We start from the raw sequence: 16,499 nt of genomic DNA on the forward strand, positions 1-16,499 counted from the left end.
CTGAATCACAACTGATGCACGGAGTACTTTTATGACTAAGGGAACGACCAAGCGCATGATCATCATGCTGCTGCTTGCCGCGTTAGTGTTCGGCGCTATTTACGGCTTTCAGCAGTTTCGCAACAAGATGATACAGAAGGCAATCAAAGGGCAGGGCATGCCGCCGCAAGCCGTATCCACGATCGTCGCGCAAGCTTCGGCTTGGCAGCCCAGTGTGGAAGCAGTCGGTAATCTGCGTGCAGCCAGCGGCGCCAATCTTGCCGCCGAGGTAGGTGGCCTGGTCACGGCAATCCATTTTGAATCGGGGAAAACGGTCAAGGCGGGTCAGCTGCTGGTGGAACTGAATGCGGGGCCGCTCAAGGCACAACTGGAGCAACTCAAGGCGGCTGCCGCACTGGCCCGGCAAAACTATGAACGCGATTCGGCGCAGCTCAAGGTCCAGGCAATCAGCCAGGCTGCCGTGGAAGCGGATGCCGCCAACCTGAAAAGTGCTCAGGCGCAGGTGGCGGCACAGCAGGCCACCATTGAACAGAGATACATACGAGCGCCTTTTTCCGGAAAGCTGGGCATACGCCAGATTGATCTTGGTCAATACCTGGCAGCGGGGACGACGATCGTCAACCTGCAGAAACTCGATCCCATGTATCTGGATTTCAGCATACCCCAGGGTCAGATAGACCTGGTTCATGTGGGTGACAAAATCACCGTGCAAACCAATGCATTGCCGGGTAAAACCTTCATCGGCAGCATTTCCGCGATAGAGCCGCAGGTGGATACTGCAACGCGCAACCTCAAAGTGCGAGCACGGATTGCCAACCCCAAAGGCGAATTACTGCCGGGCCTGTTTGCGACTGCCCGGATAGATGAGGGCGGCCAGCGGCAATACATTACCTTGCCCAATATGGCGATTGCTTACAATTCCTATGGAAGTACGGTATTTATCGTCAAGGATGCAGGCAAGGGCGCGGATGGCAAAGCCAGGTTGTCGGTTGAGCAACGCTTTGTAACGACCGGCGAGACGCGCGGCGATCAAGTGGCGGTACTGTCCGGCCTTAAAGCCGGCGAAACCGTAGTAACCGCAGGTCAGCTCAAACTGCATAACGGGTCACCCGTGTTCATCAACAACAGTATCGGCGTAGCGAATAATCCCAATCCCAAAGTGAGCGACGAATGAGTACATCTGCCGGCGCCACGATGCGAAAATTCACCGATCTCTTTGTCGAACGTCCGGTACTGGCATCGGTTATCAGTCTGGTGATACTGGTGCTGGGCTTGCGTTCGATGGGTTCGTTGCCCGTGCTGCAGTTCCCTTATACGCAGAATGCGGTCGTGACCGTGACCACAGCCTATCCCGGTGCCGACGCCAATCTGGTGGCGAGTTTTATCACCACGCCGCTGGAAAATGCGGTAGCCCAGGCGAATGGTATTGATTACATGACCTCCAGCAGTATTCAGGGCGTCAGCACCATCACCGCAAACTTGCGTCTGAATTACGATCCGGACAAGGCGCTTACCGAGATCAACACCAAGGTTAACGCGGTGCTCAACCAGATGCCGCCGCAGGCGCAAAAGCCGGTAATGTCGGTGGCTATAGGTCAGACCATCGATGCGATGTACATCGGTTTTTACAGCGATGTACTCAAGCCCAACCAGGTGACGGATTACCTGGTGCGTTCGGTACAGCCCAAACTGCAGGCGATAGATGGTGTGCAGAATGCAGAGTTGCTGGGAGCGAAAAACTTTGCCCTGCGCGCGTGGCTGGACCCGCACAAACTCGCTGCGGTCGGATTGACAGCAGCAGACGTGTATAGCGCGCTGGCGGCGAATAATTTTCTGTCTTCCAGCGGCCAGTCCAAGGGGGAAATGGTTCAGATCAACCTGAATGCATCGACAGCGCTGCATTCGGTTGAAGCATTCAAGCAGATGATTATCAAGCAACAGGGCAGTTCCATTGTGCGCCTGTCAGATGTGGCCAACGTCACGCTGGGCGCCGACGACTATGAATCCAGTGTGTCGTTTGACGGCCGCAAGGCGGTGTACATCGGTATTCAGGTTGCACCCGGCGCGAACCTGCTGGATGTGGTGGCGCGGGTGCGCAAAGTCATGCCGGAAGTCCAGGCGCAATTGCCCAAGGGACTGAACAGCAATATCGTTTATGACTCGACCAAATTCGTCAATTCATCCATCAGCGAAGTGGTTAAGACCTTGGCAGAAGCCATCCTGATCGTGATGGTGGTGGTATTCATTTTCCTGGGTTCGCTGCGTTCGGTGTTGATACCCATCATCGCCATTCCGCTGTCCCTGATCGGGACTTTCACCGTGATGCTGGCGCTGGGTTACTCAATTAACCTGCTTACGCTGCTGGCGCTGGTGCTCGCCATCGGCCTGGTGGTGGATGATGCCATTATTGTGGTGGAAAACGTCAGCCGGCACCTGGAAGAAGGGCTGTCGCCCTACGATTCTGCAATCAAAGCCGCACGCGAGCTGGCCAATCCGATTATCGCGATGACCATCGTGCTGATCGCCGTGTATGTGCCGATAGGTTTTATGAGCGGGCTGACCGGCGCACTGTTTACCGAGTTTGCGTTCACGCTGGTGGGCGCGGTGACGATGTCCGCAATCATCGCGCTGACACTTTCCCCGATGATGTGTTCGCGCATGCTGCGCGCGCCCAAACGCGAAGGCGGAAACTGGCAGGACCATCTGGTGGTATGGCTGGACAAGCAGTTCGAGCGCCTGCATGTGCGTTACCAGAAAAGACTGCATGGCGTGCTCAATTATGTTGCGGTGATCGCGGTGTTTGCCGTGATCGTGCTGGGCGGCATTTATTTTCTGTATACCACGTCGATGTCCGAACTGGCGCCCCAGGAAGATCAGGGCATATTGATTGCCGCGTCATTTAATGCGCCGGATGCCACGCTCAAACAGCGCGAACTTTATGGCAGCCAGGTTCGCGAGGCATTCGCGAAATTCCCGGAAACCGACCATATCTTCCAGTTGAATTCTCCGACGCAGGTGATCAGCGGCATGGTGCTCAAACCCTGGGATGAGCGCACGAGAACCTCGACCCAGATTCAACCCCTGGTGCAAAAGGATCTGGGGCAAATCGCGGGAACCCAGAATGCCATTTTCCAGCCGCCCCCGTTGCCGGGCGCGCGGGGTTTGCCGATCCAGTTCGTGATAACGACTACCCAGCCTTTCTCCCAGCTCTTCGATGTATCGCAGCAGTTCCTGCAGGCGGCGCAGAAAACCGGCGAATTCATCTTCCTCCAGTCGGATCTGCGCATCGATTTGCCGCAAACCACCGTGGTCATCGACCGCAATATGGCGGCGCAACTCGGCCTGAACATGCAGGAAATCGGCTCGGCGTTATCCGCCATGCTGGGCGGCGGCTATGTGAATTATTTCGAGCTCAGCGGCCGTGCCTACAAAGTCATTCCGCAAGTGACGCAGCGTTTCCGGCTGAATGCCGACCAGCTCAAACAGTACTACTTGCGGACTGCCAGCGGGCAAATGGTGCCGTTGTCTACCGTAGCGCATCTGGAAACCACGACCCAGCCGGAAACCATTAACCATTTCCAGCAGCAAAACATGGCGACCATACAAGGCGTGGCGTTCCCGACCATTTCACAAGGCCAGGCGCTGCAGCGTCTCAAGACCCTGGCGCAGCAAACCCTGCCGGCGGGTTACAGCTTCGACTACTCCGGGCCTTCACGCCAGTTCGTGCAGGAATCGGGCGGTCTGGTGCTCACCTTCTTCTTCGCGATCGTGATCATTTTTCTGGCGCTGGCGGCACAGTTCGAAAGCTTCCGCGACCCGATCATCATTCTGGTGTCGGTGCCGATGTCGATTGCCGGTGCGTTGATCTTTATCAATCTCGGAATAGGCCACGCCACACTCAATATCTACACCGAAGTCGGATTGGTGACGTTGATAGGCCTGATTTCCAAGCATGGCATCCTGATCGTGGAATTTGCCAATAACTTGCAGCGTATGGGTGCCAGCAAGCGTGAAGCCATCGAGAAAGCGGCCAGCTTGCGTCTGCGCCCTATCCTGATGACCACCGCTGCAATGGTGCTGGGTGTCGTACCGCTCATCGTTGCCAGCGGTGCCGGTGCGGTCAGCCGCTTCAATATGGGCCTGGTAATTGCCAGCGGTTTGTCGATAGGCACTTTGTTCACCCTGTTTGTCGTCCCCGGCATCTACATGCTGCTTGCGGCGGACCATAGCCATGAAGCTCGCGCGCTGGCGCAACGCGAGGCTCATTAGACTGGATGGTTGAACTCAGCGCGCAAGCGGGTGGCTTATCCGCTTGCGCGTGGCCATCAGGCTCAGCACAAGCCATACCCAATTCACAATCGCCTGCAGAATGGCCGGCAACCTGATACCGCCGTGACACGGTTCCTTCTTCCAATCAATTAATTACCCGGGAATTCCTGATGAAATGGTTCTTTAGAATGTTTTTCAAGACGTTGCGGATCGTGATGACGCCCTTCATGCTGCTGTGGGAAAAAGCCACCACGCCGAAGGGCATGGCCCGGCCAGCGGGTGCGCAACAACTGGTCGACCGGCAATGCCAAAACCTGGCGCTTTATCAATTCAGAACCTGTCCCTTCTGCATCAAAGTCCGGCGCGAATTCAGCCGCTTATCGCTGGATGTTGCACTGCTGGATGCGCAAAAACTGCCTCAACACCGCGAAGCACTCTTGCAGGGGGGCGGTCGAATCAAGGTGCCTTGTCTGAAAATTACGGACGAGCAGGGGAATAGCCAGTGGATGTATGAGTCTTCCGCCATCATCCAATATCTGCACGGGCGTTTTGCCTGAGGTTTCTTCGGTTGACCGGTTTACCCGGAGGTTTCCATCCGCGGCCTTTCCGGCCGGTCGCTGCATGACAGCATCGTCCGGATAAATCGAGGCGATATCCATGGCGGTACATGGATTCCTGCGGAGCCATCAATTGCTGCTGTAATCGGCTGAATACTTCCTATACTGAAAAGGGTTTTCCCTGTTGCGCTGGCGCCTGCTGAAAGGGGTATCTCATGAGTGTGTCGCCCCTGCCCGATGGCGTTGAAATCAAGGGTGTCGTTTCAGCTGAATACGCATCCATACTCAGTGCCGAGGCGCTTTCGTTCCTGGCGGCGCTGTCTCGCGAATTCGAGCCCAAACGTCAGAACCTGATTGCCCTGCGTGCCCAGCGTCAGGTGGCGTTCGATCAGGGTATCCAGCCTGATTTCCTGGAACAGACCGCATCCATTCGTGCAGCTGACTGGGTCATCGACCCGGTGCCTGAAGAACTGCAGGATCGCCGGGTGGAAATTACCGGCCCGGTTGAACGCAAGATGGTCATCAACGCGCTCAATTCCGGCGCCAACGTGTTCATGGCGGATTTCGAGGATTCCCTGTCGCCGGTCTGGAATAACCTGATCCAGGGGCAGATCAACCTGCGCGATGCCGTGCGCCGCACCATTACGCTGGATACGCCCGAGGGAAAACACTATGCATTGAACCCGCAGATAGCGGTGCTGTTCGTCAGGCCGCGCGGCTGGCATATGCCGGAGCGGCATATGCTGGTGGACGGCCAAGCCATTTCGGCCAGCCTGTTTGATTTCGGCCTGTTTTTCTTCCATAACGCCCGCACCCAGCTTGCCTATGCAACAGGCCCGTATTTTTACCTGCCCAAGATGGAAAGCCATCTCGAGGCACGGCTCTGGAACAGCGTGTTCAATGCAGCCGAGGATCAACTGGATATTCCCCGCGGCACCATCAAGGCCACGGTGCTGATCGAAACCATTCCTGCTGCGTTTGAGATGGACGAAATTCTGCACGAATTGAAATCGCATTCGGCCGGGCTGAATTGCGGGCGCTGGGATTACATTTTCAGCTGCATCAAGAAATTGCATCAGCATCCTTCATTCATGCTTGCCGAGCGCGAGGCGCTGACCATGACGACTCCCTTCATGCGCGCCTATTCCCGGTTGCTGATCAAAACCTGCCATCGCCGCAATGCCCATGCAATCGGCGGCATGGCGGCACAGATTCCCATCAGGAACGATCCCGAAGGCAATGCCGCCGCACTGGCCAAGGTCGGCTTGGACAAGAACCGCGAGGCTGCGGATGGCCATGACGGCACATGGGTGGCGCACCCTGCGCTGGTACAGGTGGCACGCGATGCCTTTGATCGGGCAATGCCCGGGCCGAACCAGATTCAGCGCAAGCATGAAGACGTGCATGTCACCCGCGCAGACCTGCTGGATTTCCAGCCCCGGACGCCCATCACCGAGCATGGCTTGCGCAACAATATTCAGGTCAGCATTGAATACATGGGCGCCTGGCTGGCCGGGCAGGGCGCTGTGCCCATTCACCATCTGATGGAGGATGCGGCAACCGCAGAGATTTCGCGCTCCCAGGTATGGCACTGGATTCGCAGCCCGCTGGGCGTGCTGGATGACGGCAGGAAAGTCACGATGGAGCTGGTGCTAATCATGATTCCCGAGGAATTGCAGCATATCCGCAACGAACTGGGGGAGGCCGCATTTCTTGCCGGAAAATACCCGCTGGCGGCGGAGGTCGTTCAATCCCTGGTGGTGAACGACGCGTTTGCAGATTTCATGACGCTCGCGGCTTACGAATATCTGGGTTGAGTCTGCCGGCTTTCCTGGCATAACGCTTCAATTGACTATAATCTGTCTTTTGCCGGCACCGGACCTGATGGCGCCCTATGCCGCCACTTGCCTTAACTACTTTATAAACGGAGGCGATTTTCCATGATTGCACTCACCATCAATGGCAAACAGCACACTGTGGACGTTGCCCCCGACACACCCCTGCTGTGGGTGTTGCGCGACACCGTCGGCCTGACCGGCACCAAGTACGGTTGCGGCATCGCGCAATGCGGCGCCTGTACGGTGCATCTCAACGGCGCACCGATACGCTCCTGCATGACGCCGGTATCGGCAGCGGCAGGCCAGAAGATCACCACCATCGAAGGCCTCGACTCCAGGGTCGGCCACGCCGTACAGGCGGCGTGGGATAAACTGGAAGTGGTTCAATGCGGCTACTGCCAATCGGGCCAGATCATGTCCGCAGTGGCCCTGCTCAGCGGCAACCACAAGCCCAGCGACAGCGACATCAACAGCGCGATGGCCGGCAACCTGTGCCGCTGCGCGACTTATCAACGCATCCGCGCGGCCATCAAGGAAGCGGCGAAGAAGTTAGCTTGAGGAGCCGGGACATATGGACGCCTCCAGAAATTCGCTTTTGCGGGATGAAGCGCAAGGAGCCGCGCAGTGAGCGACGAGGCATATCGGATTGATAGACGAGGAGCGAACGAGCATGTGACGCTGCGATTCGCCCGCAAAATGAATTTATAGAGGTGACCATGAGTGAAATCGGGATCGTCAATGTAAGCCGCCGGCGCTTTCTGCAAGCAGGCGTCGGCCTCACCCTCGCCATCTATTTGCCGTTGGGACACGCCGCATCGCCCGTAGCCAGGCCTGGCAAAGCCGGCAGCGCCGCAGCAATATCGGAGACATTCGAACCCAATGCCTTCGTACGCATCGGCGAGGACAATGTGGTCACGGTGATCGTCAAGCATCTGGAAATGGGGCAGGGCACTTACACCGGACTGCCTACCCTGGTGGCCGAAGAACTTGATGCCGACTGGTCGCAGATCAAGGTGGAAGGTGCCCCGGCCGACGCCAAACGCTACAACAACCTGTTCTGGGGGCCGACGCAAGGCACCGGCGGCAGTACCGCCATCGCCAACTCCTTCGAACAGATGCGTAAGGCCGGCGCGTCCGCGCGCGCCATGCTGGTCGCCGCCGCTGCTGCCGAGTGGCAGGTTCCCGCAGACAGTATCCAGGTGAAAAAAGGCGTCGTCAGCCACGCTGCATCCAACCGCAAGGCCAGCTTCGGCGAGCTCGCAGTCAAGGCAGCCGCGCAGGAAGTGCCCGCGGAAGTCAAACTCAAGAACCCGAAAGACTTCGTGTACATCGGCAAAAATGTGGCGCGCAAAGACAGCAAGGCCAAGATCAACGGGACTGCGCAGTTCACCCAGGATGTGCGCCTGCCCGGCATGCTTACCGCCGTAGTTGCGCACGCGCCGCGCTTCGGCGCCAAGCTCAAATCGTTTGACGGCGCGCGTGCAAAATCGGTGAAGGGCGTGGTGGACGTGGTGGCCATCCCCACCGGTGTAGCCGTTCTGGCCAAGGATTTCTGGTCCGCCAAAAAAGGCCGCGACCTGCTCACTGTAGCGTGGGACGAGTCGCAGGCATTCAAGCTGGGCACCGATGAAATATTCTCCCGATACCGGATACTCGCCCACACCCCCGGCGCGGTGGCCCACCGAAGCGGCGATGCGGAAAAAAGCATAGGCCGGGCCGCAAAGCGTCTGGAAGCATCGTTCGAATTCCCTTATCTCGCCCATGCCGCCATGGAGCCGCTGGACTGCGTGGTAAAACTCGACCGCGACAGTTGCGAAATATGGAACGGCGATCAGTCCCAGACCGCCGACCAGAATGCCATTGCCCAGGCGACCGGTCTCAAGCCGGAGCAGGTAAAAATCAACACGCTGTACGCCGGCGGCAGCTTCGGCCGCCGCGCCAACCCGCACTCCGATTATGTGCTGGAGGCCGTGCATATCGCCAAGGCCTTCGGCGGCAAAGCGCCGGTGAAAATGGTCTGGACGCGCGAAGACGACATGCGCGCCGGCTGGTATCGGCCTCTTTTTTACCACACCCTGCGCGCCGGGCTGGATGCGGACGGCAATCTCGTCGGCTGGCAGCATCGGCTGGTGGGCCAGTCCATCATCACCGGCACGCCTTTTGAAGGCGCCATGCTGAAGGATGGCGTCGATGCTACTTCAGTCGAAGGCGCGGCCAACCTCCCTTATGCCATTCCCAACATGCTGGTCGACCTGCATTCGCCCAAGCAAGCTGCCGGTTCCCGTCCAGTGGTGGCGTTCCGTCGGGTCCACCCATACGGCGTTTTCCACCGAGGTGTTCATCGACGAGGTGGCGCATGCCGCAGGCAAGGATCCCTATCACTTCCGGCACGATCTGCTTAAAGATCACCCGCGCCATCGCGGCGTGCTCGAACTGGCGGCGAAAAAATCCGGCTGGGACAAAGCGCTGCCGCACCGTGATGGCGTCCGGCGCGGGCGGGGCATTGCATTGCACGAATCCTTCAATACTTACATTGCCGAAGTCGCCGAAGTCACGGTTCGACCGGATGGCAGCTTTAGCGTAGACCGCGTGGTATGCGCGGTGGACTGCGGCATGGCGATCAACCCCAGCATCGTCCGCGCGCAAATGGAAGGCGGCATCGGTTTCGGCCTGACGGCGGCGCTGTACGGTGCGATCACCCTGAAGGAAGGCCGCGTCGAGCAATCCAATTTCAATGACTACCCGCTGCTGCGCATCCACGAAATGCCGCAGGTGGAAGTGCACATCGTTCCCTCCGTCGCCAACCCGACTGGTGTGGGCGAACCCGGCGTACCGCCCATCGCTCCTGCCGTGGCCAATGCCCTGTTTGCCGCCACCGGCAAGCGCCTGCGCAAGCTGCCGTTCGATACCAGCGTGCTGAAGATTGGATAACGAGATTGGATAACGAGATTGGATAACGAGATTGGATAACGTTGACCTGCACGTACTACGCGCCGCCATCGACTGGCTGGAACAGGGTCATCGCGTCGCACTCGCCACGGTAGTCAAGACCTGGGGCTCTGCGCCGCGTCCGCCCGGCTCCTGGCTGGCAATGCGTGCGGATGGACAGCTGGCTGGATCGGTGTCCGGCGGCTGCGTGGAGGATGATTTGATCGCGCAGTTGCGCGACAACCGGCTGGCAACCGACACGCCCGGCCTCATCGCCTACGGCGTGGGGAAGGAGGAGGCCGCGCGTTTCGGCCTGCCCTGCGGCGGGCAATTGCAATTGCTGCTGGAACCCAGACCGGACATCCGCGTGCTGCGCGCCATGCTCGCCGCCATCGAACGGCGCGAATTGTTCGCGCGCCGCGTCGATCTGCAAACCGGCGATGCGGCGCTGCTCCCCGCACAACGCAACGACACGCTGCAATTCGATGGAAAACAACTCGTCACCATCCACGGTCCAAGCCAGCGTCTGCTGGTCATTGGTGCCGGGCAGATTTCGCACTTTCTGGCACAGATGGCACAGGCTCTGAATTACGAAATCATCGTCTGCGACCCGCGCGAAGAGTATCGGCAAGGATGGCAGGTGCCCGGCGTGCAACTGCTGACCTGCATGCCGGACGATGCCGTAAAACAATTGCAAATGGATGCAAACAGCGCCGTCGTGGCGCTGACCCACGACCCCAAGCTGGACGACATGGCGCTGCTCGAAGCACTCAAATCGCCTGCCATTTATGTCGGTGCGCTGGGCTCCCGCGCCAACAATGCAAAGCGGCGCGAACGCCTGCGCCTGTTCGACCTGAGTGAAGCGGAAATCAGCCGCTTGCACGGGCCCGTGGGCCTGCCCATCGGCAGCCGCACCCCGCCGGAAATCGCCGTCGCCATCCTGGCGGAAATGACCGCCCTGCGTCACGGAATCACGCTCCAGGCCACTCCATCCCGGCAGCCGGAAGCACAACTGCGGCAAGTTGCACTCAAGCTCGCATGATCGCCGGCATCCTGCTGGCGGCAGGCAGCTCCAGCCGCTTCGGCTCCAACAAGCTGCTGCATCTGCTGCCGGACGGCACGCCGATTGCCATCGCCGCCGCACGCAAGCTCAAGGCAGCTACGTCCATGACGCTCGCCGTCGTGCACCCGGATAATCTTGCGCTCGCCGATATGTTCGCCGCGGAAGGCCTTACCGTAGTGGCCTGTCCAGCCGCCACGCAAGGCATGGGCACCAGTCTCGCCTGCGGCGTGCTTGCCAGCAGCCACGCCCTTGGCTGGATCGTCGCGCTTGCCGACATGCCATTTATCCAGCCGGCCACCCTGATGGAAATCCGCGGCCAGCTCGAACAGGGCGCCCCACTGGCAGCCCCGGTTTACCAGGGTCAGCGCGGCCATCCGGTCGGCTTCGGGAGCGAATTCTTTGAAGCGCTCGTCCATCTCAGCGGCGACCAGGGCGCACGCGCAATTGTCCGCGCTCACGAGGCACGCGCCACACTGCTGGCATGCGAAGACCCCGGCATCCTGGCGGACATCGACACTACGGAGGATATGGCACGCTATCGGAACCTGCTTGTAAGCCAGGAATAAAGTCTGCGGTATCGGGGCGGGATTCGAATTAAATTGTGTTGTATGGCAGCATTCTGGGGGATGCCGCTTTTCTTGCCGCTGGCGGCTTACGAATATCTGGGGTGAGTCTCCCGGTGATTTGCCGTTGCTAACTAAGTATTCGATGAAATCTTTGCACGCTTATGGAAATGCCTGGGCGCTACGTCCCGGCAACGCTGCTCCAGCTGATGCGCTATGCGCTTGACCATCTCCTCACTGAGCGCGGTGTGAAACAATTTACCAAAGGTGCCCGATGCGTTCCGGCCATTGATAATTACAACATCGCTTCTCGCCTTCAACTCGACAAACCACCCCGGCAAAGCGAGTACTGGCTTGACCTCAACCTTGTCGCCCACCGCGCTTGAAAGCCATTGCGCAAGCCACTTTGCCTGGCGAGACGCTTGATCCAGAGGCGCGGATTCTGACCAGCCTGGGAACTGCAATCGCTGTCCGTCGAAAACCACTTTGGCATCTTCAGCTCCACCATTTCGCTTAGGTTTCATCCTGCCTTTGGTCTCAACTGCAAATACTCCCTTGGGCCAAACGATCACATGGTCGATATTGAAACCATCAGCAGGCACATCATGGAAAACGTAAGCGCCAAGGCGCATAAGCTGATTCAACTCCTGGGCGATAGCCACTTCACCCTCGTAGCCGAGCCGAAACTTATTGATTCGTTTAAAGAGAGTGATGATTTTGAAACTGAAAAATATAATCGCGCCAAGACCAAACAACACGTCAACACTGATGCGAAGAATCGACTCCGAGCTGCCGCCAAGATAGGACTGCGAGATATGAAGCGCGTAGACGAGCAACGGTATCACGGGAAGCATCACCGCATACATCAGGACGTCTAAGCGCATATCGTCCAATTCGGTGCGTAGCGACTCCCCGGGTCCACGCAACAGCATTTGATTCAGCGGGGAACGACGCTTGGATTCTAGCCGCTTCCGCCAAAGTTGAATCGCACCTATTGGCAGCAGCATTAGCGACAAATAAGTGCCAATAAGGAAAAAGGATAGCCCGAATGTGCTCATGGCTTCATCTGCTCCCACACGAATACGCTGCAATTAATTGTTGGATGGACGATTCCAAGATTCCCTTTCCTCTGATATTTCTGCAGCTTCGATGTCTTTATCAAGATAAGTGATTTCACTTTCGATCCAGGACACTACATTCCGATCAAAACCCTTACTCAACCATCCCCGGAAGCGATCGCGCTTCGATCTCAAATGTTGGCTCCTCGGCCCGCTCCATCCGCCAGAGCCAAAATTTTCACTGATGCCACTAAGGACACCATCGACATCCCGATAGCTGACGAGCAGTGCTCTTGTTAGGGCGCCTCCCAGATCGTCGTCTAACGAGCTGGGAGCGCAATGGGCAATCATGGCGGCACGGCCTTCAGGATTTTGTGCTATCCAAACAAGAACCGTCTGTAGAGGAAATTCGGCCATCGGCGGCACTGAACTTGCATCACCGAAATCGCCTATCCCACCTTTCAACCAGTTTATTAGATCATCGCGCCAGTTGGGGGCGACACTTAGCAAGTGCATTGCAACAATCTCCCATGCCTCGGCTGGGTTGTTATGGCACAGCTCTTGCGCAAATGGCTCAACGTCATGGTCGTAGCCCAGACGATAATTGCTACCCATTTGTTGAAGGAGCACATCGAGCAATGGCATTGCCTTTGTTGGATCGTATGCCACCAGTTTTTCGCAGACTCTATGCCAATGGTAAGCGTGCATAGTGTCCTGTCGTTCTTCAAAATGGCTTGGTAAAGTAACGACACCGAACGCAAAATCAGAATCTACAGGCCAGTTTTCAGTCGTCAGAACATGGTCTAGCAGCTCAACTAGAGCGTAAGCTGAAATTTGATCCTTACGGTTGGAGAGCAATGTCAGAAGACGGACTAAAACGTCTTGAGAAATTGTCTGCCAACTCCTTCCGTAACAGAGTCTTTGAAAATAACCGGGTTCCACCCAACCTGCTTCAAACGTATCCAAACATGCACTCAATACTTGATCATCAAAGCCGGATCGGCAGATTAAATCAGCGCCGAAATTGGCCGTGCTTAGGTTAGCCAGTAATCCAAGCAGCGCCTCCCGCCATTTGCTCTGGTCACGGGCTTTAAGACCAGCAAGGTAACCGCCAAGACATTGAGATTTTATTGAAACACTCTCAAATAAAAGTAAAGATGGAAGGCGCTGATTGTTCACGTCAACGGCAGCCATAGCCTCTCCAAAAGCGTATAAGGCCGCAGTCTCCGTTTCTCCCGTTACAAGCTTCGGCAACAAGCGCTCAAATGCTTCATCGCTTCTGGCCACACGCTCGGCCAGTGCTATCAAAAGTCTTTTCGGTCGAGTGCGCTCTCGAAGCTTGGCATCGACCTCATAGTCCTCCCATTCCCCCCAGGTCGTGTCCAACACATATCGTTGGAAACGCGATTCAAGGCTCTGTCTGGCAAGACGCCCTGCAAGGCGGCGTAGGCGAAAGTGGATTAATCGGTCATCCTCTTCATGATTTCGCTTGAGCAGTCGAATAATAAAATGGTTAAGTCGTCGCCGGTCAGTGTTCGGGTCGGTTGACACCTGTTCAATTACAGAGAGAACCTTCTCCCTATGGGGGGCAATTCGCAGCTGCTCTCCCGCGGCTGCAAGAATCGCCGAGTTCGCCTCCCTTCGCAAATCGGCACCCCAGTTCCGCGTTTCACCGATCAAGCAGTCCCAATAACGCTGATATTCTGCCCACCAATCACCGTAAGTTTTTGGACTCCAGAGGTCAGCCCTTTCTTTGATCCCCTGATACTCAGCACCGACTCTTCGGTAGCCCATTCCAGAGGCCGTCAGTGCCGCCTCGGCTACCTTGAGTCCCATGCGTTTAAAATCGTCATTGTCTGAACGTAGCATTTCCAACAAAGCTGGTAATCGTTCTTCTGGGCTTGCTTCAGTAGCCGCCGCTTCGGGACCAATACGAAATAATCCCAATACCGTTCCAGTTGAGTTGTTGCTATTGCTCGCGTTCTCCGAAATCGCCATCCGGGCCAGCATTCGGATTGCGCGAACGACGGTCGGGCGCCAGACGGCGATTTTTTCTAGCGTCCAAACGATACTTTGGCGATTCGTTTTAAAAGCAAGAAGATCTTCCTGTGACCAAGAACCAATCGTGTACTCGATTAGATCAAGGGTTGCATATGGATCGGCTTCGGCAAGGGTCGAAAGAAATGAAGTGCCCTTTGCTGAGCATAGAAAATTATGGTCAGAAAAGACACCATCACGGCGAAGGATATTTCGAACGATCTGGGTGGCATCTGAACCATGGGCATAACGAAACATATCCATGAACCAGCCGTGCAGCGATTCCGGCATAGCCTCGAATGTGCTAACGAAATCGAATCCGTTGCCATTCCAATGCCAATATTCCCGCCACAAGTGAATATGCAGCGCCCAAGGAACGATGAACAAAGTGCGAGTCCCTTGAAGAACGCGCCGTCCACGAAGCGTTTGTACAATTTCCTGGAATCTTGACCAGGTAATTGCCGGATCAGCTTGTGCCACAAGTCCCGCAATGTATCTTGCTTCGCTTCCAACCGGGTCTTCAAACCCGAAGCGAGAGAATAAGGCTATGTGCCTCATTATCCTTGCTATCTGGCGAGCTTCATCGCTCTGATGCTGCGCGTAACCAAAGAGAAATCGTTCCCAAATCGGAACCGTCGCTGGTGACCTGAGGATGTCGTCCGGATTGGCGGCCAGATTTTCACCTACTGCCTGCGTTACACGAGGAGAGCCCTCGCATATAGACACCCAACGATCAAGTTCTGCGTGCTCGCCTACATGACGTGCCAAAATTGCCCGGACGGTTTGATCTGGAAGGCGGGGAGCAGAAATGCGCTCAATCTCGGAATCCCAGCTGCGATCCGGGGCATGATCAATGCTGATTATCTTCAATGCGCCACTACGATTCTTAAGGTGCCCCCAAATTTCCGACATCTCACGCTCGGAAAGCTCGTCAAGGACTAACACCAGCGGGAATTTTGAATCGGCGCGCAAGAGTTCCCGAAACAATTGGGTACGTGCGAATCGTTCACCATGATCAACGTAGAGTGTGATCGGAGATATATCTTCCGCGCTGACTGCTTCCAGCACCAGACGAGTTTTTCCGATGCCTGGCTCACCCAATATCCGTAGGTGTTTCGCTTTACCCCTCAATTTTTCTCGAAGCTGCTCAACAAGTTTTGCCTGCTTTTCAGATAGAACGAGTTCATTGCTCATGTGAGCATGTTTCGACCACTCGGATACAGATAGAAAATCTTCGTCGCTGCCTCCCGTGATCGAGAGGCGCAATGAGGGATAGCGCTCAACATAGGCTGAAATCTGGCTTTGCCCGAAGATTTCAATGCGAGCGTCCATGCCTAAGAAGCCGAAGTCCGCAAACAATGCAGCAATTTGTTTTTTACTGTCGTTCCGTTGTTCCGGGGTTAGATCAAGTCCGAAGCAAACCAGGAAATAATGGCCCCCCACTTCGAGAGTCCGTCTAACCTCAGATATCAACTCTCCCGTATGAGAAAGCAGTTCGTTTTTTAGCGTGCTTTGTTGCCACGGTTTGAATGTCGTGCCTGTCTTGAGTTGAAATCCGGTTCTTCCGTAGCGGATAAATGTGTCGTCTGGCAAAGGAGAGTTTGATTCGACTTGGGCATCAATGCCGCCATCAGAAACGTAAAGATTCGCCGATATGGTGATCGCGTCTGGTCTCAAGCCGACATATCTTGCCTCGCAAAGAAGCAAGTCACGGAATCTTGTTACGGCAGCTTCAGCGCCAAGGTTTCCAAGCAATTTTGGATCGAAGGGGCCGATGATGCTCATATCGCGCGCAGTGATAACAGAAGTGCCATTGGGGCAGGTTAAACTGAATTGTGTTGCCCATTGTAACAACCTATCGACTGTCGTTTTTCTCGATAGCAACGGGATTCTAATCTAGTCCTCATCCGGCCGTATGGCCGCTTCAGGGTACAGGCCCGGAAAATAGAACCGCAGCGCATCCAGCGGCAGCCCGAAACGCACCGACCAGAGAGGACTGTCCGTTTCCACCAGCCCAGTCTTGAGCAGGCGCGAGAGCAGCATCTGCGCCACCTTGTCTCTTGGGTCAGTTCGACGCGAGGTGATCTGGATGGTGTCGGATCGGATCATAAAACCAATGCCGTACTACACCCAATGAAACCCATTTTCGAGACCCGCCAAAAATACACTCATTTACGCTCAAATAG

General features: G+C 56.4%; 10 protein-coding genes and 1 pseudogene. 8 read left to right on the plus strand and 3 right to left on the minus strand.

Features of this window, described 5'->3' with window-relative positions; genetic code table 11:
• Window positions 1-31: 31 nt before the first annotated feature.
• The 8 genes and pseudogenes from ACFDAU_RS07350 to ACFDAU_RS07385 all read left to right on the plus strand — a co-directional run bounded on the left by ACFDAU_RS07350 (window position 32) and on the right by ACFDAU_RS07385 (window position 11,221).
• Window positions 32-1,174, plus strand: coding sequence for an efflux RND transporter periplasmic adaptor subunit (locus ACFDAU_RS07350; RefSeq protein ID WP_413439320.1), 1,143 nt, complete (start codon window positions 32-34; stop codon window positions 1,172-1,174).
• Window positions 1,171-4,269 (plus strand): efflux RND transporter permease subunit, encoded by a 3,099-nt coding sequence (locus ACFDAU_RS07355; protein WP_413439321.1) that lies wholly within the window; start codon window positions 1,171-1,173, stop codon window positions 4,267-4,269. Before ACFDAU_RS07350 ends, ACFDAU_RS07355 begins: the two co-directional genes overlap by 4 nt.
• Before the next feature lie 170 nt (window positions 4,270-4,439).
• Complete coding sequence (locus tag ACFDAU_RS07360; protein WP_413439322.1) at window positions 4,440-4,826, plus strand: glutaredoxin family protein; 387 nt, start codon at window positions 4,440-4,442, stop codon at window positions 4,824-4,826.
• Window positions 4,827-5,041: 215 nt separating this feature from the next.
• Complete coding sequence (gene aceB / locus ACFDAU_RS07365) at window positions 5,042-6,643, plus strand: malate synthase A (protein ID WP_413439323.1); 1,602 nt, start codon at window positions 5,042-5,044, stop codon at window positions 6,641-6,643.
• Window positions 6,644-6,766: 123 nt separating this feature from the next.
• Complete coding sequence (locus ACFDAU_RS07370; RefSeq protein ID WP_413439324.1) at window positions 6,767-7,222, plus strand: (2Fe-2S)-binding protein; 456 nt, start codon at window positions 6,767-6,769, stop codon at window positions 7,220-7,222.
• A gap of 158 nt (window positions 7,223-7,380) precedes the next feature.
• Window positions 7,381-9,595: pseudogene (locus ACFDAU_RS07375) on the plus strand (molybdopterin cofactor-binding domain-containing protein).
• Between the two features lie 31 nt (window positions 9,596-9,626).
• Entirely contained in the window at window positions 9,627-10,634 is a 1,008-nt protein-coding gene (locus ACFDAU_RS07380) for an XdhC family protein (RefSeq protein WP_413439325.1), read from the plus strand.
• Window positions 10,631-11,221 (plus strand): nucleotidyltransferase family protein, encoded by a 591-nt coding sequence (locus ACFDAU_RS07385; protein ID WP_413439326.1) that lies wholly within the window; start codon window positions 10,631-10,633, stop codon window positions 11,219-11,221. Before ACFDAU_RS07380 ends, ACFDAU_RS07385 begins: the two co-directional genes overlap by 4 nt.
• Window positions 11,222-11,352: 131 nt before the next feature.
• Here ACFDAU_RS07385 and ACFDAU_RS07390 read toward each other — a convergent pair whose 3' ends face one another.
• The 3 genes from ACFDAU_RS07390 to ACFDAU_RS07400 all read right to left on the minus strand — a co-directional run bounded on the left by ACFDAU_RS07390 (window position 11,353) and on the right by ACFDAU_RS07400 (window position 16,422).
• On the minus strand, window positions 11,353-12,276 hold the full coding sequence (locus ACFDAU_RS07390; RefSeq protein WP_413439327.1) for a nuclease-related domain-containing protein: 924 nt from the start codon (window positions 12,274-12,276) through the stop codon (window positions 11,353-11,355).
• A 33-nt stretch (window positions 12,277-12,309) separates the two neighbouring features.
• Entirely contained in the window at window positions 12,310-16,098 is a 3,789-nt protein-coding gene (locus tag ACFDAU_RS07395; protein ID WP_413439328.1) for a hypothetical protein, read from the minus strand.
• A gap of 111 nt (window positions 16,099-16,209) precedes the next feature.
• A complete protein-coding gene (locus ACFDAU_RS07400; protein WP_413439329.1) occupies window positions 16,210-16,422 on the minus strand; it encodes a hypothetical protein in 213 nt (70 codons plus the stop codon).
• Window positions 16,423-16,499 lie beyond the last annotated feature (77 nt).

The sequence above is a fragment of the Sulfuriferula sp. GW1 genome (genome assembly GCF_047300855.1).
Taxonomy (GTDB): domain Bacteria; phylum Pseudomonadota; class Gammaproteobacteria; order Burkholderiales; family Sulfuriferulaceae; genus Sulfuriferula.